This window comes from Janthinobacterium sp. GW823-FHT03B06, from assembly GCF_058796955.1.
The window spans coordinates 1092247-1111317 of record NZ_JBXAJE010000002.1 but is presented as its reverse complement, the minus strand read 5'-3'; the positions used below and the strand labels follow the sequence as shown (position 1 = coordinate 1111317).

Below are 19071 nucleotides of genomic sequence, written 5' to 3'. Positions count from 1 at the left end.
AACTGGGCGATGAAGGTTTTCCATTGAGCTATCTGCATGAAAGGCTCCCGTTTGTCTGCGATGCACAGTCAGACAGCGGGGATACAGGAAGATTCCTGAACTTCCCCTACTTAACGGGGACAGAGCCATAAAGAAAGGCAGATGATGGACTGGCTTTTGCCGGGACCGTCAGGTGGATGCTTTATCTGATTTTGCTCGGGAAAGCAGCGCTTTTACTCACTTTTCATCAGGCTGTCGCGCAACTGGTTCAGTTGTTGTTTCATGTCCACAATCTGTTCCACGCTGCAGTGGCTGGCCGTCAGGATGGCTTCGGGCAGCAGGGCCGCTTCGTGGCGCAGCTGATCGCCCTGCTGCGTGAGGGAAATGATGACCTGGCGCTCGTCGCTGGCGGCGCGCGTGCGCGTCAGCAGCCCCGATTGCTCCATGCGCTTGAGCAAGGGCGTCAGGGTGGCCGAGTCCAGGAACAGGCGCTCGCCCACTTCCGACACCGTCAGGCCGTCGCGCTCCCACAACACCATCATCACCAGGTACTGCGAATAGGTCAGGCCGAGCTTGCGCAGGAGCTTGCGGTACAGCTTGTTCATGGCAAGCGAGGTCGAGTACAGCGCAAAGCACAGCTGGCCGTCCAGGCGCGGCACCTGGTGCAAGGGGTTGGGGGCGGTGGTGGTATCCATGGGCACAGTATATATAGTGCGCTACTTAGTTGCAAGCGACCCCAATGCCCCTAAAGCCTGCGCGTCGAGCCTGAGCGCGCCGGCGGCGACATTCTCGCGCAGATGCGCAATGGACGAGGTGCCGGGAATGACCAGCATATTCGGCGCGCGCTGCAGCAGCCAGGCCAGCGCCACCTGCATCGGCGTGGCCTGCAGGGCGGCCGCCACCTGGTTCAAGGTATCGGACTGCAGCGGCGAAAAGCCGCCCAGGGGGAAGAAGGGCACGTAGGCGATGCCTTGCGCGGCCAGGGTGTCGATCAGCGCATCGTCTGCGCGGTGCGCCAGGTTGTAGTGGTTCTGCACGCAAACGATGGGAGCGATGCGCTGCGCCTCGGCCACCTGGCCGGCATCGACATTGGACAGGCCGATATGGCGCACCAGGCCTTCCCGCTGCAGCTGCACCAGTGTGGACAGCGGCTCGGCAAGCGACGAGCCGTCGGCGCCTTCCATGCCCGGCGCGCGCAGGTTGACCACATCGAGCACGTCCAGGCCCAGGTTGCGCAGGTTGTCGTGCACGGCGTCGCGCAGCTGCTGCGGCGATGCGGCCGGCAGCCAGGACTGGTCGGCGCCGCGCACGAAGCCGATCTTGGTGACGATGGTCAAGCCGTCGCGGTATGGATGCAGCGCTTCGCGGATGATCTGGTTGGTGATGTGGGGGCCGTAAAAGTCCGACGTGTCGATATGGTTGATGCCCAGTTCGACGGCTTCGCGCAGCACGGCAAGGGCGACGGCGCTGTCCTTCGGCGGGCCCCAGACGTGCGGGCCGGCCAGTTGCATGGCGCCGTAGCCGAGGCGGTTGAATGCGATGTCGCAATGGGCGGGCGTGAAGCGGTCGCTGGCGGGGTCATACGTGTGCATGGGGGCTCCTGTGTGGTGGTAAGGGACGGGAGCAGCCATCGTAAGGGCGAATACGCTGTATGATAATCGGGTCAATCCGGCACAGGCTGTACTTATTTGCGCACAATCTTATCCCGTGAAAGCTCTCTTCATGCATGCAGACAACCCTTCCATGGCCGACCTGTCCGCCTTTGCCCTGGTGGCCGAGCACCGGGGTTTTCGCCAGGCCGCGCGCGCCAGCGGGCAGTCGGCGTCGGCGCTGAGCGAGGCGCTGCGGCGGCTGGAGCAGCAACTGGGCATCCGCCTGCTGGAACGCACCACGCGCAGCGTGACGCCGACGGCAGCCGGCGCGTTGTTGCTGACGCGTTTGCGTCCGGCGCTCGAGGAAGTGAGCAGCGCGCTCGACGTGCTGAACGACTTGCGCGACAGTCCGCGCGGCACCTTGCGCCTGAACGTGCCGGTCAACGCGGCGCGCTTCTTTTTGCAGCCCATGGTCGACCAGTTCCTGCGCGCCTATCCGCAGATCAGGGTCGAGCTGGTGGTCGATAATAATTTTGTCGATGTCGTCGCCAGTGGCTGCGACGCCGGCATCCGCTATGGCGAGCGGCTGGAGCAGGACATGATCGCCATCCCGATCGGCCCGCGCACGCAGCGCTTCGCGGTGGCGGGCGCACCGTCCTACCTGGCGCAGCGGGGCGTGCCCGTGCATCCGCGCGAGCTGCTGCAGCACGCCTGCCTGCTGGGAAAATTCCTCAGTGGCGCGATTCCCCCATGGGAGTTCGAACGCGATGGGCAAAAAGTGAGCGTGGAGCCGGACGGCCCCGTGATCGTCACGCCGACGGCGGCCGACTTCGCGGTCAGCATGGCCATCGCCGGCCATGGTCTGGTGTATCTGTTTGAAGAGTGGTTGCAGCCGTATATCGATGCGGGCCAGCTGCGGCCCGTGCTGGAAGACTGGGCGATGCCCTTTCCTGGCCCGTTTTTATACTATGCGGGCCGGCGCCACCTGCCGGCCCCGCTGCGCGCCTTCATCGATTTCGTGCAGGCCAATTTTGCGCAGCTTCCGCCGCTTGCTCAATCCGCAGGATAGCGCTGGCGTAAAAGCTGCAACATGGCGACGTTCTGTTCCCACGCATCCGTCACTGGCTGCTGCGTCCAGGGCAGCGTTTGCGTGTACGGCGCTGGGCCGAATTCCGGCGTGAACGTCATGCGCTCGGCGCCAGCCGCGCGGCGCAGCGCGACGATGGCATCCCACCAGGCCAGGTGGGCGTCGAGCGCCGGCTTGGCTTCCGGCGCGCGGAAGTCGGCCACCTGCGGACCCTGCGCATGGCCCACGCGCGCATGCACGTGGCGCACCAGCGGCAGCACTTGCGCCAGCGTGTGCGGCTGGTCTTCCAGCAGCGATTCGCAGGCGCAGCACCAGTGCGACAGGTCGGCCGTCAAAGGCAGTTCGGGATACTGCTGCAGATACGGCAGCAGCAGCATCGGGTGGCCGGAAAAGCGGCTGCGGTGGAGCTCGTGCACGATGGGCACGCCGTGCTTTGCCGAGATGGCGGCGGCCAGGTCGATCAATGCCGCGTTCTGCGCCTGGGTATAGTAATCCTTGCCCGTGTGCGTGTTGACCAGCACGGGGCGCGCCAGGCAGGCGTTTTCCAGCAGTTCCGCCAGGGCGGCGCGGTGCAGTTCGAAGTCGCCGTGGAACACGGTTTCCCACTGCGCGGCGATCAGGTCCAGGCCCGCATCGGCGATGCGCCCCGTCCACTCCTCGCGCAGGGCGGCGTCCAGCGGCAGCGACATCTCGATGCCGTCGAAGCCGGCCTCCGCTACCATGTCAATGAAGACGTCGGGCGGCAGCTCGTTATTGCCCCAGTGGGCGGCAAAGACGTCGATGCGCATCAGACGAAGCCCCGCACGGGGAACGCCGCATCGCGCTGTATCCAGTTGTGCGCCGCGTATTCGGTCTGGCCGTCGGTGGCGTGCAAGGTGTAGGCGTGGCGCGAGACGGGCGAGCGGTTCGGCGCGCTGTAGTGGGGCAGCAAGCCGTGGAAGCAGACGAGGGCGCCCGCCTTCACTTCCAGTGGCACGGCCGTGCTGTCGTCGGGCCACGGCATGGCATCGAGCTTTTCCACGCGCACCTGGTCGCCGTTGCGGATGAAGCGTTCGCGCAGGGGGCCGCGGTGGCCGCCCGGTTCGGCCCACAGGCAGCCGTTGTCCAGGGTCGCGTCTTCCAGCGCGAACCAGAATGTGGTCACGCTGATGGGCGTGGTCTCGAAATACGTGGCGTCCTGGTGCCAGCGTACTTCGCCGCCGATGCCGGGCTGCTTGAAGATGTACATCGATTGCCATACCTGCGCATCCATCAGGCCCAGGTCGCGCGCCACTTCGGCCAGTTTCGGGTCGGCCGAAAAAGCGCGGAAGACGGGGTCCAGGTCGTGCATGGCGTGGCCGATCTTGTTGATCGACAGCGATTTCGCCTGTTTCAGCTGGCCGTCCGGGCCGAACGCCTCTTCCTCGAAGAAGCAGCGGATGGTGTTGTCGGAGGCGAGGAAATAATCGTTGGTGTTCTTCGCCTGGTCGCGCGTAGTGAAGATCGACTGGCTGACGCTGGGATCGAAGTCGTTGACAATCTGCTCGGCGCGCGCGCGCAGCGCGGCGATTTCATCCGCGCCCTTGAAATCGGGCAGGATGATGTAGCCGTCGCGTTGGTATTGTTCCTGTTGTTCGATCGTCAGCATGGCGGCGGCTCCGGAGATTGGTAGAAGGCGCCATTGTAGGATGGGGACAGTGCGCAAACAATCGCCCTCTGGTTGACAGATTGTCGCCAAAGCGATGACAATCTTTGACATGGATCAACTAAAAGCGATGGAAATCTTTGTCGAAGTGGCGCGCCAGCGCAGCTTTACGGTGGCCGGGCAGCGCCTGGGGCTGACGCGCGCCATGGTCAGCAAGACCATCATGCAGCTGGAAGAGCGCCTGAACGCGCGCCTGCTGCACCGCTCCACGCGCGAAGTGAGTTTGACGGACGCGGGCCGCGCCTACCTGGCGCCGTGCATGGCCACCGTCAGCCAGGCGCAGGAAGCGGCGCGCATGGTGGCGCACGTGGCGCAGGCGGGAGCGGGGGCGGAGCTGGCCGGGCCGCTGCGCATCCAGGCGCCATCGAGCTTCGGCAGCGCGTGGCTGGCAGATGCCGTCGCCCGTTTCAGTTTGCTGCACCCGCAGGTGCGGGCCGAACTGTTTGTCGACGATGCGCTGCTCGACCCGATACGCCACGGCTTTGACTTGACCATCCGCGTGGGCGGCATCCCGGACAGCAGCGCGCTGGCCATGCGGCCTTTGGCGCCGTGCCGCGCCGTGCTGTGCGCCAGCCCCGCCTATCTGGCGCAATGGGGCGTGCCGCAGACGCCGCAGGATTTATTGAAGCACCAGTGCCTGCATTTCAGCCATTTGACCGATGGCACGAACTGGCATTTCCAGCGCGGAGAAGGGGAACAGCGCGAGGAAGTGAGCGTGCGCGTGCAGGCGGGTTTCACGGCGAATAACGGCCTGGTGCTGCACCAGGCGGCGCAGCGGGGACTCGGCATCGTCTACAGCACCACGTTTCTCGCCTGGCGCAACCTGCTCGATGGCAGCCTGCTGCCCGTGCTGTCCGGCTGGGACCTGCCCCTGAATCACTTGAGCGCCCTGTATCCGGCCAGCCGCCAGCCTTCGCCCAAGGTGCGCGCGCTGATCGATTTCCTGGTGGCCGAATACCAGCCCGTGCCGCCGTGGGACCGCGAGCTGGCAGCGGCCGGAGTTTTCAGCTGACGGTCAATTGAACGCGACCGGTTCCACCGTCCAGGCGCCATCGGCATACACGCGCTCGTCGTCCAGGTAGACGGCTTCGGTGACGGCGAAGATGTCGACGTGGTAGCGCGCATCCTTGCGCTTGAATTGCGGTTTTGTATACACGCCGTGCTTGGCGCCCAGCGACAGATGGATGCCGCACATGCGTTCATACGTGCCGATGTCGTTGACCAGCTGCTCGCGCGAAAAGGCGCGGTTCATGCCGAAGCCCAGTTCGCGCACCCACACTTCACCTTCATGTGCGCGGATGATCTCGAGCATGGCGGTAAATTCCGGCGTGGCGTGCTCCGTGCCCGTGACTCTGCCCTTGTCGATGATCAGGGTGATCGGCGTATCGGGGCGGTTGACCATGAAGTGCGTGTCGCCGAAGACGAAGATGCGCACGCGCCCGTTCACCGCTTCCAGGTCCTGCGCTTCCGTGAATACTTCGCCCAGGGGGAACTGGCCGCCGATATTGTTCATGCCGCTGTAGTCGCCGATATTGAGCTTGGCCGATTCGAACGGGGAAGCAAACACCAGCTGCTCGCCGCCGCTGTCGACCATGCCGTGGCGGGCGCCGTCGATGCGCGCTTTCAGTGCATGGCCGACGCCGCGGTAATAGGCCGGGTCGTAGGCCAGCGAGGCGATGTAGTGCAATCCCTGTACGCCGGGCATGCGCGACAGATGCACGTGTTCGATCACTTTCAGACCCCGCTTGAACAGTTCGATGCGGATGCGGAACGCTTCCAGGCGGAAGCTGGTCGACTGGATCAGCACGACGAGGCTGCCGGCCGGCAGTTCGGCAAACGCGGCCAGCACGGCGTCGGGCGTGACGTCGTCGAAATCGATGAAGGCGGCGTCCGGCAAGGCCTGGCGGTACGCTTCCGTCAGCACCACGTTGAGCCAGCTGCGCTTGTCGCAGACGATCAGGGACGGTTCGTCCGGGCGGTGGCGGATGGCCATGGCCAGCAGGTCGGCCACGTTTTGCGCGGCCACTTCGGTGGCGGCGGCGCTGATGGCGTCGAGCCGGCTGGTGTCATTCTCGGGAAGCGTCATGGTGCGAAGGTGGGGGCGTGAAGTAATCGCAGCATTATAAGGCGATTGCCCCGGCCGTCACCATTCCCCATCCGGCGGAGGACAGGCGGCTGCCGCGCCCCTGATTATCTTGTGTAGTGCTTTCCGGCAATGTATTATTTGAAAAATGGTATGAACCGGTATGACAGGGCATGGCAGCGAGCCTGGAAGCGGCCCGGCGCAGCGGCAAAGGCGCGCATGCGCACGGTGGCATGCTTTCAGTGAAGCAGGGACAACAAGCCAACAGGCGAAGACTAAGAGTGTGATGTGATGAGCATAATCGGACAAGATATTCCCATGGAGCGGCCGGATGCGGATGGCCGTGCTGCCGTGTTCGTTCCCGTCACAGGCGTCAAGGAAGATGTCCTGTTGACCATACGCAAAGGTGCGGCCATCGTCGGCTTTGCCAACCACGACCGCACCATTACCGTGTATTTTGAAAGCAACCGCTTTGACGACCCCGCGCTGGCCAAGTGGGAGCACAAGGCGCGCAAGGCCTACGACCGCCTGGTCGACAATGCGCCCACCGTGTCGAAACTGACCACCAGCCCCGCCAATTTCGAGCAGATCGGCTACATCAATGGCAAGGGCATCACCATCCGCCGCATGGAAAGCCTGCAGCGCTGGCTCGCGTATTCGGATGCGATGGATACGTGTCCGGCGATGGATATCATTCCGCGCACGGTTATTGCCAAGGCCGACGCGGTCAAGGTGTAAGAGCGGCTGATAAAACGCCCAAGGCGTTGTTGCCTGCCTCTCGCCGTACTGACGTACTGTCTTCGAGGCGGCGCCTAGCCCTGAGCATTTTCTCAGCCGCTCTTGGCGCGCTTACGAATGGCTGTACGAAAGGCCACAGTTTGTAGGTTTCCCCTCGGTCCTGGCGTACTGTCTTCGGGGTGGCGCTTGGCCCTGCATGCTTGCGCGGCCACTGTCGCGTGGGCTTGGAGTCAACAATGTGTCGGTTTACGCGGGGCGTTGCCCCGCTAATCCGACCTACGCGACCTACGCCTGACTTCGCTTCTTGCTTCTCGCTCCTTGCTACACCACGATGATATTCGCCTGCGCCTTGAGCGGGCAGGGCAGGGTATCGTCGAAGGTAATTTCGATGGCGCTGGCGACGAACATGCCGCCGATGTGCTGGGCGGCGATTTCGGGCGGCGTGCCGGGCTTGGTCAGGTTGACGTCCTGGGCGAAGACGAAGACTCTCCAGGTGCCGTAGACTTTTTGATCATATTGCAGCAGGGTGCGGTAAGCGCGCTTCAAGTCCAGGCTGCCTGCGTAGACGCCGTCGTTGGCACCCGGGTCGAAGCCCAGGCCGTCGTCGGTCAGCGATTCGACGAAATACAGGCCCTGCGGCGCCTGGAACAGCACGAACGCATACAGCTCCGTGCCGCGGAAGACATTGCCGTTGTCGCGCTTGAAACTGGCGCGCAGCCACAACGGTTCGTAGGCTTGCACGACGGCGGGCGTATCCGTTTCCACCGGCCCCGCCACGTGGATGTTGACTTGCGTTTCGGTCACCGCATGCTGGTAGGTGGCGCCCGTGGTGAAACGATCGTACTCCCAGCTGATGTCGGCCGTGTAGGGCAAGCCCGCATTCGGCGCTTCTGGCAACACCCATTTCGCCACCACGCGCTCGGCCAGGGTCAGTTCGCCGGCGGCCGGTGGTGTTGCTTCCTGACCACGCCAGAACGGGTCGGCGATATCGGAGCAGGCGACGGCGATGGCGCCCGAAGCGATGGCCGAGGCCACGCCCGCCACCGTGAATTCGGGCTGGCCCGAGCCGGCCCCTTCCAGCGAACAGCAATGCACGTCGGGTTCCGTTTCCTCGAAGCTGCCGCCCACGCTGAAGCTGGCCTTGCCGGAGCCGAGCGCGGCGGCAATGATGGCCACCAGCGCGGCGATGATGGCGATGATGATGGCGAGAACCTTCCACCACGGGTCGGAAAACGGCAGCTCGCCATGCGTGCCCGCATAGGCGGGGTTCGGCGTCCAGACGAGGGTCATGCCGGTCGGTACGATGGGGCCCAGGCCGGGCGGGCAGCGGCACTCCTTCCCATCCGTGCCCGTGCTGCCCCAGCGCTTGCCCGGCAGATGGCCCTGCGGCTTGGACAGTTCCAGCGTGCCTTCCTCGACCGTACACGTGTAGGTGTTGGTCGTGCTGTCAAAGCGCGTCTGCGACACGAAGATTTGCTGGATCGAGCGGTGCGGCGTGTAGCCGTCCGCCTTGGCGACAAAGCTGACGAGCCTCTTGCCGGGCGCCGCATGCTGGAAATCGGCATCCCACATGACCAGCATGGCCGCGCCGGCGGGAATGCTGGCAAAGAAGAAGGTGCGCGCCACGGGCACGATGCCGGGGTCGCCCACGCTTTCCAGGTACACCGTGACATTCGTCAGGGCGCTGCCGGACATATTGGTGACGTGGGCGGCAATGCGCAAGCCATAGATGGCATTGTCGAAGATGCCATCGGGCAGCATGATATTGGTGACGGGCTCGATCGCGAACGGCCGCGTCAGCACCTGCAGGGGTGTGTCGCTCATGATGCTTGCTCCTCGGGGCTTTGCTGTTCTTGCGCTTGCTCTTTCTCCAGGTCGGTGACGACATACGTGACGCCGCCCAGCAGCTTGCCATCCTGGGTTTCCAGCACGCGCAGCAGCGCATACTGGCGTGGCGGCAAGGCTTCGGCGCGCACGCTCAGATACACGGCCTGCGCCTGGCCGCGCGGCACTTCCAGCACCAGTGTTTGCTCGCCGGGCGCGTCGCCATTGCAATGGGGCGTGCGCGCCAGGCCTGCGACCAGGTGTGCGTCCCTGGCCGGCTGCCATCGCTCAAGCCCGAGGGTGGCCAGCAGGCGCTCCGGCAGCTCGCCGCCATACTCGATCTGCAGTTCCACTTTTTTCGTTTCGCGGGGCAGGGCCGCCACCGCGATGGCCAGCAACTGCGCGCGTCTGGCCGCCAGCACCACGTTGACGTTGCGCTGGGCGATCTGGTCATGCTGCTTGGGCTGGAAGGGAAAACCGTTGGGCAGCGGGTCGGGCAGCGGGTTGACGTCGCCAGGCCCGTGGGCCACGGCCAGCAGGCATTCGTGGCCGCCATTGACGATGACGGGCACCCACGGTACCAGGCACAGCACTTCCTGCGTGGCGCCGGGCGGCAAGTCGGCAAACGCGGAGCCGATCTGCGTGGCGGCGCCGACGGCGATCTGGCCGGAAGGATCGGCCCAGTAAAAGTCCACGCGCACGCCGTTCGAGGCGCTGTTGCCCGTGTTGTGCACGCGGCCCCACAGGTAATTGCTGGTGCCGGCAATGGGTGCGCCGGGCGGGCCATTCGGATCATTGCCGGGCACGACCCAGATATCGGCGCTGTCCCACCAGGGCTGGCCGTCTTCGATGATCAGGTGGGCTGACATGGCGTTCTCCTTGTCCTTGGCCTGTGCTTGTAGCTTAGGCCGCGGCGGCGGAGGCTTTTTGATTGGTATCAAGGCAAGGGAACACGGGGCCGGTGCGCCGTTGCCTTGGCCGCGTAAGGTAATATTGCGGCAGAACGCAGTGGAATGACTCCAGGAAAAGGTTGGAATGTGCTTGAAACAGTGAATGACGTTTGCATCAACGCCGCCTGCGGCCGGACCTTGCCGCTGCGCGTGGCGCATTGTCCGTTTTGCGGCGCGCGCCAGGTGGCGCAAGCGCCTGTTCTGGAGAAGGTAGTGGCGCCGCCGCCGGTGCCGCGCATGCCGCCGCCGGTGCCCGTCGCCCCGCCCGTGTTCACGCCGCAAGCCGCGCCTCAGCCCGTACCTCAGCCAGTCTCCCCTCCCCAGCCCGTCGCGCCGCCTGCTGCCGCGCCGGCCAAGGCGCCGCCCGCCAAGCCTGCCGGCAGGGGCTCGGTGCCGCCGCCGCGCCCGCCCGTGCGCTTGCGCACGTGGATCGCGGCGGCCGTGGTGCTGACCGGTATCTGGTTTTATAACAAGCCGGCAGACAAGCCGGCCAGCGTGGCGGAACAGGTCGAGGCCGCCACCGCGCTGGCGGCGCAGTGCGACCTGGATGGGGCGCGCAGCGCGCTGGCCGTGCTGAAAAGCGCCAAGGCGCCCGCCGCGCAGATCAAGCGCTTGCAGGCGAATATCAGCAAGTCCGCCGCTACTTGCGACAGGCAACAGCAGCGGGCGCAGGCGTGGACGGCGCTGCAAGGCAGCGTCAACCAGGCCCTCGACGCGGGCAAGCCGGAGCTGGCCGCCACGCGCCTGGCCGCCTACGTGAAGCGCTGGGGCGACGATCCCGACACCCTGGAACTCGACGCCAAAGTGAAAGTGGCGCAAGCCAGCGCCCAGCTCGACCTGGCCGACGCCTGCCTGGCCAAGGGGGACCGCGTCTGCCTGGAAAATAGCCTGATCGCCGCCGAGCGCTACAAGCGGCCCGAGCTGGCGGCGCGCACGCAGGCGCTGCGCGCGGCCTTGTCGCAATTGCTCGAACGCTCGCTGCTCGATGCATCCCCGGGCCAGTAGCGCCAACAACTAAAACGCCCGCCGCGGCCACGCCGGGCGGGTACACCTACTCAGCCCTACTCTTGCGGCACCAGCGCCAGCGCGGCGCTGAAGTCGCCCATCGGCTTGCCGCCGTTGGCCACCAGCGCCTTGTCGCGCGTGTTCAAGCCGTCGAGCACGGGCAGGGCGAAGCGGTGCGTGATGGCGCGCAGGATCGAAGCCGAATCGTATTGCGTATGGTCAACTAGTCCCTTTTTCACGTACGGCGAGACGAGGATGGCCGGCACGCGCGTGCCCGGACCCCAGCGGTCGCCCTTCGGCGGCGCGGCGTGATCATAGAAGCCGCCGTTTTCATCGTAGGTGACGATGACCAGCATGTTTTTCCACTGCGGACTCTTCTTCAGCTGGGCGATGACGCTGGCGATGTGCGCGTCGCCGTCGGCCACGCTGGCGTAGCCCGCGTGCTGGTTCAAATTGCCCTGCGGCTTGTAGAAGGTCACGGGCGGCAGCTTGCCGGCGCCCGCGTCGGCCAGGAACTGGCTGTCGAAATCGCGCAGGTGGGCGGCCCGGTAGGCGGGCGCCTTCACGGGGTCCATGTTGGCAAAATAGTTAAACGGCTGGTGGTGGAACTGGAAGTTCGGCGGATTCGGGAAGCTGCCGGCGCGCGCGCTGGCCGTGGCCAGGGCCGTCGTGTCCTTCCAGGCGCCCGCATACCAGGCCCAGTCGATATTTTTGCCTGAGAGCAAGTCGCCGATATTCGTCTGCGTCTGCGGCGGCAGCGTGTTGGCCTTGCCCGTGTCCGCATACAGCTTGCTGCTGTCGGCCGATGCCGGGGCGTTGCTGCTGGGCTGGAACGGCGGCTGCATGGTGTTGACGGCGTAGAACATGCCCGTGCCGTCTGCCGGCGTCAGCGCGCCGTCGTTGGCGTAGGCGGGCGCGCCGTTCAGGACCGTGGTCGGCGCCGTGGCGGACGGCGTCAGGCGCACGAAGTTGCCGTTGGCGTCGACGTCGATCTTCGCGATCGAGCCTTTCGCCACCGAGGTGTCGGCGTTCGGATACGTGGGCGCGCAGGCGCAGATCAGATACTGGTGCGTGAGGAAGGAGCCGCCAAACGCGCCGATGAACAGATTGTCGGCCAGCGCATATTGTTTGGCGATGTCCCACAGCTGCATCTTGCTGCCGTCGTAATAGCCCATCGACAGGCCGCCCGCGTCGGAATAGGCCGCGAATTTGTCGTTGGCGCCGCCGTTGATCTGCATCTGGTTGTTATAGAAACGGTGCACGAGGTCGCGCGTGATCACCGATTGCGGCAGGTACAGGGGGCTGCCGGCATCGTCGATCTGGAACGGCTTGTTCGGCAGGTTGGCCGATTGCGCCTGCGTGATGACGGTGCTCTGGCCGGCCGCCGTCATGCCGCCCCAGGTGGGCGGCAGCACGGGCAGGGTGCTGCCGTCATAGTCTTTCTGCGGCACGTAGGCGGAAGTCGACGTGGGATTGACGCCCGGCACGCCGTTCGCGCCCGGGAACAGGCCGTACAGATTGTCGAAGCCACGGTTTTCCGCGTAGATGACGACGATGGTCTGGATATTGTTCAGCGCCAGGGCGCCGTTCAGGGCGGCCAGCGCGTCGGCCGGTGCCGCCTGCGCGCTGGCGCTGGCGATCAGGGCCGTCACGCTGGCGTTTTCCGCCTTCAGTTTCGCCAGCTCGTCGCCGCTGGCCTTGTTGAAGTCGGACGCCAGACCCGCTTCGGACACGCCGATGCGCGCGGCCAGCTTGCTGCTGGCGGCCGCAAAGTCGCCGCCATTGCCGTCCATGACCTGCGCCAGTTCCGTCGACAGGGCGCTGACGAAGGCGCTGTGGCCGGCGGGGGCGCGCAGCAGCAGTTTTTGCGTCACCTTGCTGCCGCTGTCGCCGATGGCTTCATGGCGGATGGCGTCCGTGCCGACGGTCACCAGCACGGCGCCCTGGCCGTCGAGCGTGTAGCTGCCGTCGGCGGCCGTGCGCACCGTTGGCGAGCCGCTGTCGCACGTCAGCTTGGCGGTGCCGCTTTCCAGGCATACCTGGGCGTTTTCATAGTAGCTGCCGATCACCTGGCCCGTGGTGCTGGGCGTGATCGCATAGTTGCTGCCGCAGGCGGCCAGGCCCAGCGACAGCAAGATTGGCAGGGGACGTAAGACAGGGCGAGCGTACGGTTTCATTGTTCATGCCTTCTGGGTGGAAAACGTCGCATGCTAGGCAGGCAATATGTCAGCTGCGTGACATGTCAGCGTCTGTTACATGACGTAATGTACGGACTTGATACATTACGTTTTGCAGGGACTTGTCACGCAGCGGTCACATACCGTTGCTACGCTGCCAGCCCATGATGAAAACGAAGCCCTCACTGCTGCTCGCCTTTGTAGCCGCCTGCCTGCTGGCCGCCTGCCATCCGGCAGCGCAAAAGGAAGCCGCGGCCAAGCCCGCCTATCTGGCGGGCGCCTACGCGCCCACCCTGCCACGCCAGCCTTCCGTGGCCCAGATGACGGCCATGGGCCGCGCCATGTTTTTCGAGCCCAGCCTGTCCGTGTCGGGGAAGATGTCGTGCTCCAGCTGCCACAGTCCCGAGCACGCGTATGGGCCGCCGAACGGGCTGGCGGTGCAGCTGGGCGGCCCGGAACTGAAGGACGCGGGCACGCGCGCGGCGCCCTCGCTGCGCTACCTGCAGACCGCACCCGCATTCACCGAACATTTTCATGACGACGATGGCGACGACAGCGTCGATGCGGGTCCCACGGGCGGGCGCAACTGGGATGGCCGCGCCCAGTCCGGCCATGAGCAGGCGCTGGCGCCGTTGCTCTCCCAACGCGAGATGGGCAACCGCGACGCGGCGGCCGTCGTCGCCAAATTGCGCGCTGGACCCCTGGCGGCGCAATTTCGCCAGACGTATGGCGCCGATATTTTCGAGCAGCCGGGCCAGGCCTTGCGCTGGGCGCTGATGTCGCTGGAAGTGTTCCAGGAAAGCCCGCTAGATTTCTATCCGTACACGAGCAAGTACGACGCCGTCTTGCGCAAGCAGGCCGTTTTGAGTCCGCAGGAAGCGCGCGGCCTGGCCCTGTTCAACGATGAGCGCAAGGGCAATTGCGCGTCCTGCCATATCAGCCAGATCACTTCCGGCGGCGCCTTTCCCCAATTTACCGATTACGGCTTGATCAATATCGGCGTACCGCGCAATGGCAAGCTGCCCGTCAATGCGGACCCGGCGTTCTTCGACATGGGCTTGTGCGGCCCGGACCGCACCGACCTGATGGAGCACAAGGAGTACTGCGGCAGCTTCAAGACGCCGTCCCTGCGCAACGTCGCCCTGCGCAAGGTGTTTTTCCACAACGGCAGTTTTGACAGTCTGGAGCAGGTGCTGCGCTTTTACGTGCAGCGCGATACGGCGCCGCAAAAATGGTATCCGGCAGAGCGAAACGGCAAGGTGCGCAAATACGACGATTTGCCGCCGGGGCTGGAGGCGAACGTCAACGTGGAAGCGCCGTTCGACCGCCAGCCGGGCCAGGCGCCGGCCCTGAACGAAGCGGAGATCGCCGACGTGATCGCCTTCCTGCATACCTTGACGGATGGCTATCGGCCGGCCACCGCGGCACACTGAACGCATGCTAAAAAAATATCAAGATACCATTGCTTACAACTACGCTACAAAAGCCTGTTTTTATGTGCGTTAGCGCACGCTAGAAAATTTTAGGCAGGTGTATATTGCGAACTGATCTGTGTCTTTTGATAACAATGAAAGGGAATACCATGAAAGTAAGCAAAAATTGGATGACCGTGTGCGCCGCCGGCATGATGGTTGTGGCCCTGGCTGCTTGCCAGAAGAAGAGCGATGTCGCCGCCGGTCCTGCGGAACAAGCTGGCCAGAAGATCGATGCGGCCGCTGCCAAGGCTGAAGCCGACATCAAGGCCGCAGCAACCAAAGCTGACGCCGCCGTGAGCCAGGCCGCTTCCGATACGGGCGCCAAGATGGACCAAGTCGCCGCTGACGCCGACAAGAAAATGAGCGAAGCGGCCGATGCCGTCGGCAAGAAAGTCGAAAAAGCCGGTGAAAAGATGCAGGACGCCGCGCACAAGTAATCACCGTCATCACCGCGCCAGGAGCAGCTAACGCCGGCCCGGTTCCCGCAGCTGTCGTCAGGTGACGGCAGCTGCGGCGACGCCATCGCCCGCTTGGCCGCCCGGCGTCAACGTCTGCGTTCCAGCCGTCTCCGGCCTGTCCGCCTCGTCCGTCCCCCCCAGTACCACGCTCAAATCGACAAAGCCGTCGCGCCACGCGCGTTCCAGGTCTTGCTCCACCACTTCCAGGGTCGTTCTTTCCACCTGATGAAAACCGCGCAAGCCATACGCCCGGTTGCGCCCGTGCGCCTTGGCCAGGTACAGCGCCATGTCGATCAGGTTGACGCTGCGTTCCCACGTGAGCGGCCGTCCCAGCGGCGCCAGCGGATAGGGCGCAAAGCCCACGGACACGTGCACTTCGATGGTCTGGCCCTGGTAGTCGATGCGTTGCGCCGCCATGCCGTTGAGGATGCGCCGCGCGATCTCGTCGAGCCCGTCGCGCGCGACGGCCGGCAGGAAGGCAAGGAATTCCTCGCCGCCCCAGCGCACGATCATGTCCGTTTCGCGCAACACGTCGTGCAGGGTTTCGGCGATCGTCGTCAGCACCAGGTCGCCCGCCGCATGGCCGTAAGCGTCGTTGATGTGCTTGAAGTGGTCGACGTCGAGCAGGAACAGCGCGCCCACGACATCGTCGCCGGCATAGGCGGGCTGCGGCTTGCCCGCATGGCTGCGCATGAATTCCTGGAAATGGCGGCGGTTGTACAGGGCCGTCAGCGGGTCGCGCGAACTCTGGCGCTTGAGTTCCTGGTTTTTTACCTTCAGCTGCACGTTCGCATGGCGCACCTTGCGGTACAGCAAGCCAACGATGGCGGACGCCATGGCCAGTACCAGCGCCAGCAGCCACCACACGCGCTGCTGCAGGCGGCGGTTGTCGATTTCGGTGCTCTTGAGCTGATTTTCGCGGCTCAGCAGCTCGATCTGGCGCTGTTTCTTTTCCGCCTCATACTTTTCTTGCAGTTCATACACGGCCTTTTGCCGCTGCTTTTCGAACAGCTGGTTGGAAATGCCGCGCTCGCGGTGGTACGCGGTGACGGCGCCGCGCAGGTCGCCCGCCTTTTCCAGCGCCATGCCGTATTCCAGCAGCACGGCCTGCATTTCCGGCTGGTTGGCCGTGCGTTCGTAGTAGGCCAGGCCCGTGGCCACGCTTTGCTTGCCTTCCTGCAGCCGTCCCTGGCCGATCAGCGCCTGGCCGATGTTCAGCCGCGCCGTCGCCTCCACCTGTTCATCGTTGACGAGGTCCGCCGCCGTGATCGCTTCATTTGCATAGCGCAAGGCGCGCGCGTAGTCGCCTTCCTTGAGATAGCTGTCCGACAGGTTGACGAGGGTGACGGCCACCATGCCGCGCGCGCCCAGCTGGCGTTCCAGCGCCAGGGCCGCCAGCAGGGCGCGCTGGCCCCGCTGCGGCTGCTGCGCGTCGAGCGCCAGCCCGTATTCCGTATTCTTTGCCTGCGCCATGCGGCCCGGTGACGCCAGTCTCGCGGAGACTGCCAGCAATTCGTCGAGCACTTCGAAGCCCTTGTCGTATTCGCGCATCTGCGTGTACAGCAGGGTGAGGGCATTCAGGGCGGCGGCCAGGCTGGACGGGGATTTGCTCTGGCGCGCCAGGTCGACGGCTGCCTGCAGCTTGGCCAGCGCAAACGGAAAATTGCCTTCCTCGGCCCACGACTGGCCCGCGCTGATGGTCGCTTGCACGCGCACGGGCAAGTCGTCCGTGCCATTGGCGATTTTTTCCGCCTCAAAGGCCAGCAGGTGCGAGGCGCGGCGCTCGTTGCGGGCAAACGTGATGTAGGCCTTGTTGAGTATGCCTTTTGCCAGCGCCACGTCGCTCTTGTTCATGCGGGCGTAGGCAATCAGTTCCTCGGCCAGCTGCATGGCGATGTCGTTCTGCCCCAGGCGCATGCGGGCGTTGCTCAGTTGGGTAAGGAATTCCGCGCGCACGGGCAGGGGAGCGCTGCGCGCCTGCGTTTCGACTTCCTGCAGCCGTTGCAGCGCGCGCGCGGGCACGTAGCGGCCGTCGTCGCGCACGGCGGCAAGATACTGCTCAAGGTCGCTGACCTGGGCGTGTGCGGCAGGCGGCAGCAAGCAGGCCAATACCAGCAGCCAATGCGCCTTTCGCCATGATGCCCGTCTCTGTCTGCCTGCCAACGTCCCGCTCCCGCAATGACCACCTGTCTGTAACAGATTATATTCTGTTGCAATCCAGAAATATCATGCAGTGCGCGGAAATTTGCGAAAGTGCACACTTTGGCCGCACGTCAGCGCAGGGGCAGGGCGGCCGTGGCCGGCGGGCTGCCTTTCAGGCGGAAGATGGCGACGGCCGCGATCAGGGCTTGTGCCTGTTCCTGCAGGCTTTCGGCCGCGGCGGCCGCCTGCTCGACCAGGGCGGCGTTCTGTTGCGTGATGTTGTCCATCTGCGTGACCGCCTGGTTGACCTCGCTGATTCCCGCGCTTTGCTCGTGGCTGGCGCTGGTGATTTCGCTCATGATGGCGGCCACCTTCTGGATCGATTCCACCACCAGCGCCATGGTGCGTCCCGCCTCGTCGACGAGCTTGCTGCCGGCGTCGACCCGTTCCACGGAGGCGCCGATCAAGGTCTTGATTTCCTGGGCGGCGGCAGCGCTGCGGTGGGCCAGGCTGCGCACCTCGCCGGCGACGACGGCGAAGCCGCGTCCCTGTTCGCCTGCCCGCGCCGCCTCGACGGCCGCGTTCAGGGCCAGGATGTTGGTCTGGAAGGCGATGCCGTCGATAACGCCGATGATGTCGGCGATCTGGCTCGAGCTTTCCTTGATCGCGCCCATCGTGCTGACCACTTGGGCGACGACGGCGCCGCCCTGCACGGCGACGGCCGAGGCGCTGGCGGCCAGCTGGTTCGCCTCGCCGGCGTTGCTGGCGTTTTGCCGCACCGTCGCCGTCAGCGTTTCCATCGAGCTGGCCGTCTCTTCGAGGGAACTGGCTTGCGCTTCCGTGCGCGCGGACAGGTCCGCATTGCCCAGCGCGATTTCGTGCGTGGCCACCGACATTTCGCCGGTGCCGCTGCGGATGTCGCCGATCAGCCCCGTCAGGTTGGCGTTAATAGTGTTCATCGCATGCAGCAGCACGCCGATTTCATCGGCTCGTTCGATGACGGCGTCGATGCTCAGGTCGCCGCCGGCGATCAGCTGCGCCGTGGCGATCGCCTGATCCAGGCTGCGCTTGATGTGGCGGTACACGAGGAACAGGCACAGCAGCGAGACCATGACGGATACCAGCAGCACGCCGACCGTCACGGAGTAGGCGGCCATGGTGCCGCTCATCGCCGTCTGCACGGCCGCGCTCGTGCGCTGGTCGAGCAACGTGAGGAATTCATTCACCGGCTGCATGATCTTCGCCTTGTTGCTGTGGTATTGGGCATCGTGCATGATGGCGCGGGCCATTTCCAGGTCCGGCGGCCCGGTTTTGGTGAAGTTGCCGCTGCCGTCGTCGAAGCGGCCCTTGACGGCGTTCATGGCGATCACTTCGGTCTTGACCAGGCCGTCCGAATTGGCTTGCGCTTCGCGCAGCTTGGCGAATTCCTGCTCGCTGAAGCCGGCCTTGCGCATCAGTTCTGCCAGCGGCACGGCAGGCCCCGTCGATGCGGGCACGGGCACGCCTGCCGCCACGAAGTCCCAGTAGATGCGCTCGTAATGGGCGGGGCGCGGCTTCTTGCCGTTGCGGATGTCGAGGATGTCCAGGTATTGCTGTTCGTACCTGGCGTCGCCGGTGACGACGTAGGTGCGGGCCAGCCGGGTCAGGTCGTCCGAGCTTTGCCGCAGTTCGTCGGCCAGCAGGTAGGACTGGTAGCGCGTTTCAGTGACGCGGTTCGCCTCGGCCTGCTTGCCCGCCACGCGGAACAGCGCCCACAGGCTGATGACGGAGAGCGCCAGGCTGAGCAGAAAAATGGCGGCAAAGATATTCCTGATCGACAGTTTGCTGCGCATGGTATCCCCCGGAAGTGTGGTTGGGGCCGTTGGCGCTGCCCGCCA

Annotated in this window: 16 protein-coding genes; 6 read left to right on the top strand and 10 right to left on the bottom strand. The window is 65.0% G+C overall.

The window, feature by feature from the left end:
* Positions 1-212: 212 nt before the first annotated feature.
* Complete coding sequence (locus AC1RBA_RS11010) at positions 213-674, bottom strand: MarR family winged helix-turn-helix transcriptional regulator (RefSeq protein ID WP_099409588.1); 462 nt, start codon at positions 672-674, stop codon at positions 213-215.
* A 21-nt stretch (positions 675-695) separates the two neighbouring features.
* Positions 696-1571, bottom strand: coding sequence for an aldo/keto reductase family oxidoreductase (locus AC1RBA_RS11005; RefSeq protein WP_492418119.1), 876 nt, complete (start codon positions 1569-1571; stop codon positions 696-698).
* Positions 1572-1701: 130 nt separating this feature from the next.
* Here AC1RBA_RS11005 and AC1RBA_RS11000 point away from each other — a divergent pair, with 130 nt between their 5' ends.
* A complete protein-coding gene (locus AC1RBA_RS11000) occupies positions 1702-2640 on the top strand; it encodes a LysR family transcriptional regulator (RefSeq protein WP_070289172.1) in 939 nt (312 codons plus the stop codon).
* Here the strand turns inward: AC1RBA_RS11000 and AC1RBA_RS10995 are convergent.
* Positions 2625-3446, bottom strand: a complete 822-nt coding sequence (locus tag AC1RBA_RS10995) for a sugar phosphate isomerase/epimerase family protein (RefSeq protein ID WP_492418118.1) — start codon at positions 3444-3446, stop codon at positions 2625-2627. The genes AC1RBA_RS11000 and AC1RBA_RS10995 overlap by 16 nt on opposite strands.
* Positions 3446-4285 carry a phytanoyl-CoA dioxygenase family protein gene (locus tag AC1RBA_RS10990; protein WP_492418116.1) on the bottom strand — a complete coding sequence of 280 codons (840 nt, stop codon included), beginning with the start codon at positions 4283-4285 and terminating at the stop codon, positions 3446-3448. The genes AC1RBA_RS10995 and AC1RBA_RS10990 overlap by 1 nt, the downstream gene beginning before the upstream one ends.
* Before the next feature lie 109 nt (positions 4286-4394).
* On the opposite strand from AC1RBA_RS10990, the gene AC1RBA_RS10985 reads away from it, so the two are divergent.
* On the top strand, positions 4395-5354 hold the full coding sequence (locus AC1RBA_RS10985) for a LysR family transcriptional regulator (RefSeq protein ID WP_492418114.1): 960 nt from the start codon (positions 4395-4397) through the stop codon (positions 5352-5354).
* Positions 5355-5357: 3 nt separating this feature from the next.
* Here the strand turns inward: AC1RBA_RS10985 and AC1RBA_RS10980 are convergent, their stop codons facing one another.
* Entirely contained in the window at positions 5358-6428 is a 1071-nt protein-coding gene (locus AC1RBA_RS10980) for a M29 family metallopeptidase (protein WP_492418112.1), read from the bottom strand.
* Between the two features lie 315 nt (positions 6429-6743).
* On the opposite strand from AC1RBA_RS10980, the gene AC1RBA_RS10975 reads away from it, so the two are divergent.
* The gene (locus AC1RBA_RS10975; RefSeq protein WP_083287041.1) at positions 6744-7163 is read left to right on the top strand and encodes a hypothetical protein; all 420 of its coding nucleotides are present in this window, start codon (positions 6744-6746) and stop codon (positions 7161-7163) included.
* A gap of 321 nt (positions 7164-7484) precedes the next feature.
* On the opposite strand, the gene AC1RBA_RS10970 is transcribed toward AC1RBA_RS10975, so the two are convergent.
* Positions 7485-8987: a hypothetical protein gene (locus AC1RBA_RS10970; protein WP_070310371.1), complete on the bottom strand. Its 1503-nt coding sequence runs from the start codon at positions 8985-8987 to the stop codon at positions 7485-7487.
* Positions 8984-9856, bottom strand: a complete 873-nt coding sequence (locus AC1RBA_RS10965; RefSeq protein ID WP_230502414.1) for a hypothetical protein — start codon at positions 9854-9856, stop codon at positions 8984-8986. Before AC1RBA_RS10965 ends, AC1RBA_RS10970 begins: the two co-directional genes overlap by 4 nt.
* 168 nt (positions 9857-10024) lie before the next feature.
* Here AC1RBA_RS10965 and AC1RBA_RS10960 point away from each other — a divergent pair, with 168 nt between their 5' ends.
* Positions 10025-10942 (top strand): hypothetical protein, encoded by a 918-nt coding sequence (locus AC1RBA_RS10960; RefSeq protein WP_492418110.1) that lies wholly within the window; start codon positions 10025-10027, stop codon positions 10940-10942.
* Positions 10943-10998: 56 nt separating this feature from the next.
* Here the strand turns inward: AC1RBA_RS10960 and acpA are convergent, their stop codons facing one another.
* Complete coding sequence (acpA, locus tag AC1RBA_RS10955) at positions 10999-13119, bottom strand: acid phosphatase (protein WP_492418108.1); 2121 nt, start codon at positions 13117-13119, stop codon at positions 10999-11001.
* 164 nt (positions 13120-13283) lie between these two features.
* On the opposite strand from acpA, the gene AC1RBA_RS10950 reads away from it, so the two are divergent.
* Positions 13284-14552: a cytochrome-c peroxidase gene (locus tag AC1RBA_RS10950; RefSeq protein WP_492418106.1), complete on the top strand. Its 1269-nt coding sequence runs from the start codon at positions 13284-13286 to the stop codon at positions 14550-14552.
* A 149-nt stretch (positions 14553-14701) separates the two neighbouring features.
* Positions 14702-15031 (top strand): hypothetical protein, encoded by a 330-nt coding sequence (locus AC1RBA_RS10945; RefSeq protein ID WP_070312834.1) that lies wholly within the window; start codon positions 14702-14704, stop codon positions 15029-15031.
* 57 nt (positions 15032-15088) lie between these two features.
* On the opposite strand, the gene AC1RBA_RS10940 is transcribed toward AC1RBA_RS10945, so the two are convergent.
* Positions 15089-16942, bottom strand: a complete 1854-nt coding sequence (locus AC1RBA_RS10940; protein WP_492418152.1) for a sensor domain-containing diguanylate cyclase — start codon at positions 16940-16942, stop codon at positions 15089-15091.
* A gap of 383 nt (positions 16943-17325) precedes the next feature.
* Complete coding sequence (locus AC1RBA_RS10935) at positions 17326-19026, bottom strand: methyl-accepting chemotaxis protein (RefSeq protein WP_492401845.1); 1701 nt, start codon at positions 19024-19026, stop codon at positions 17326-17328.
* Positions 19027-19071 lie beyond the last annotated feature (45 nt).

Excerpts from the sequence above, each read along its gene's own strand:
- AC1RBA_RS11010 (WP_099409588.1), bottom strand. The coding sequence starts at position 674 with ATGGATACCACCACCGCCCCCAACCCCTTGCACCAGGTGCCGCGCCTG.
- AC1RBA_RS11005 (WP_492418119.1), bottom strand. The coding sequence starts at position 1,571 with ATGCACACGTATGACCCCGCCAGCGACCGCTTCACGCCCGCCCATTGC.
- AC1RBA_RS11000 (WP_070289172.1), top strand. The coding sequence starts at position 1,702 with ATGCATGCAGACAACCCTTCCATGGCCGACCTGTCCGCCTTTGCCCTG.
- AC1RBA_RS10995 (WP_492418118.1), bottom strand. The coding sequence starts at position 3,446 with ATGCGCATCGACGTCTTTGCCGCCCACTGGGGCAATAACGAGCTGCCG.
- AC1RBA_RS10990 (WP_492418116.1), bottom strand. The coding sequence starts at position 4,285 with ATGCTGACGATCGAACAACAGGAACAATACCAACGCGACGGCTACATC.
- AC1RBA_RS10985 (WP_492418114.1), top strand. The coding sequence starts at position 4,395 with ATGGATCAACTAAAAGCGATGGAAATCTTTGTCGAAGTGGCGCGCCAG.
- AC1RBA_RS10980 (WP_492418112.1), bottom strand. The coding sequence starts at position 6,428 with ATGACGCTTCCCGAGAATGACACCAGCCGGCTCGACGCCATCAGCGCC.
- AC1RBA_RS10975 (WP_083287041.1), top strand. The coding sequence starts at position 6,744 with ATGGAGCGGCCGGATGCGGATGGCCGTGCTGCCGTGTTCGTTCCCGTC.
- AC1RBA_RS10970 (WP_070310371.1), bottom strand. The coding sequence starts at position 8,987 with ATGAGCGACACACCCCTGCAGGTGCTGACGCGGCCGTTCGCGATCGAG.
- AC1RBA_RS10965 (WP_230502414.1), bottom strand. The coding sequence starts at position 9,856 with ATGTCAGCCCACCTGATCATCGAAGACGGCCAGCCCTGGTGGGACAGC.
- acpA (WP_492418108.1), bottom strand. The coding sequence starts at position 13,119 with ATGAAACCGTACGCTCGCCCTGTCTTACGTCCCCTGCCAATCTTGCTG.
- AC1RBA_RS10950 (WP_492418106.1), top strand. The coding sequence starts at position 13,284 with ATGATGAAAACGAAGCCCTCACTGCTGCTCGCCTTTGTAGCCGCCTGC.
- AC1RBA_RS10945 (WP_070312834.1), top strand. The coding sequence starts at position 14,702 with ATGAAAGTAAGCAAAAATTGGATGACCGTGTGCGCCGCCGGCATGATG.
- AC1RBA_RS10940 (WP_492418152.1), bottom strand. The coding sequence starts at position 16,942 with ATGCAGCTGGCCGAGGAACTGATTGCCTACGCCCGCATGAACAAGAGC.
- AC1RBA_RS10935 (WP_492401845.1), bottom strand. The coding sequence starts at position 19,026 with ATGCGCAGCAAACTGTCGATCAGGAATATCTTTGCCGCCATTTTTCTG.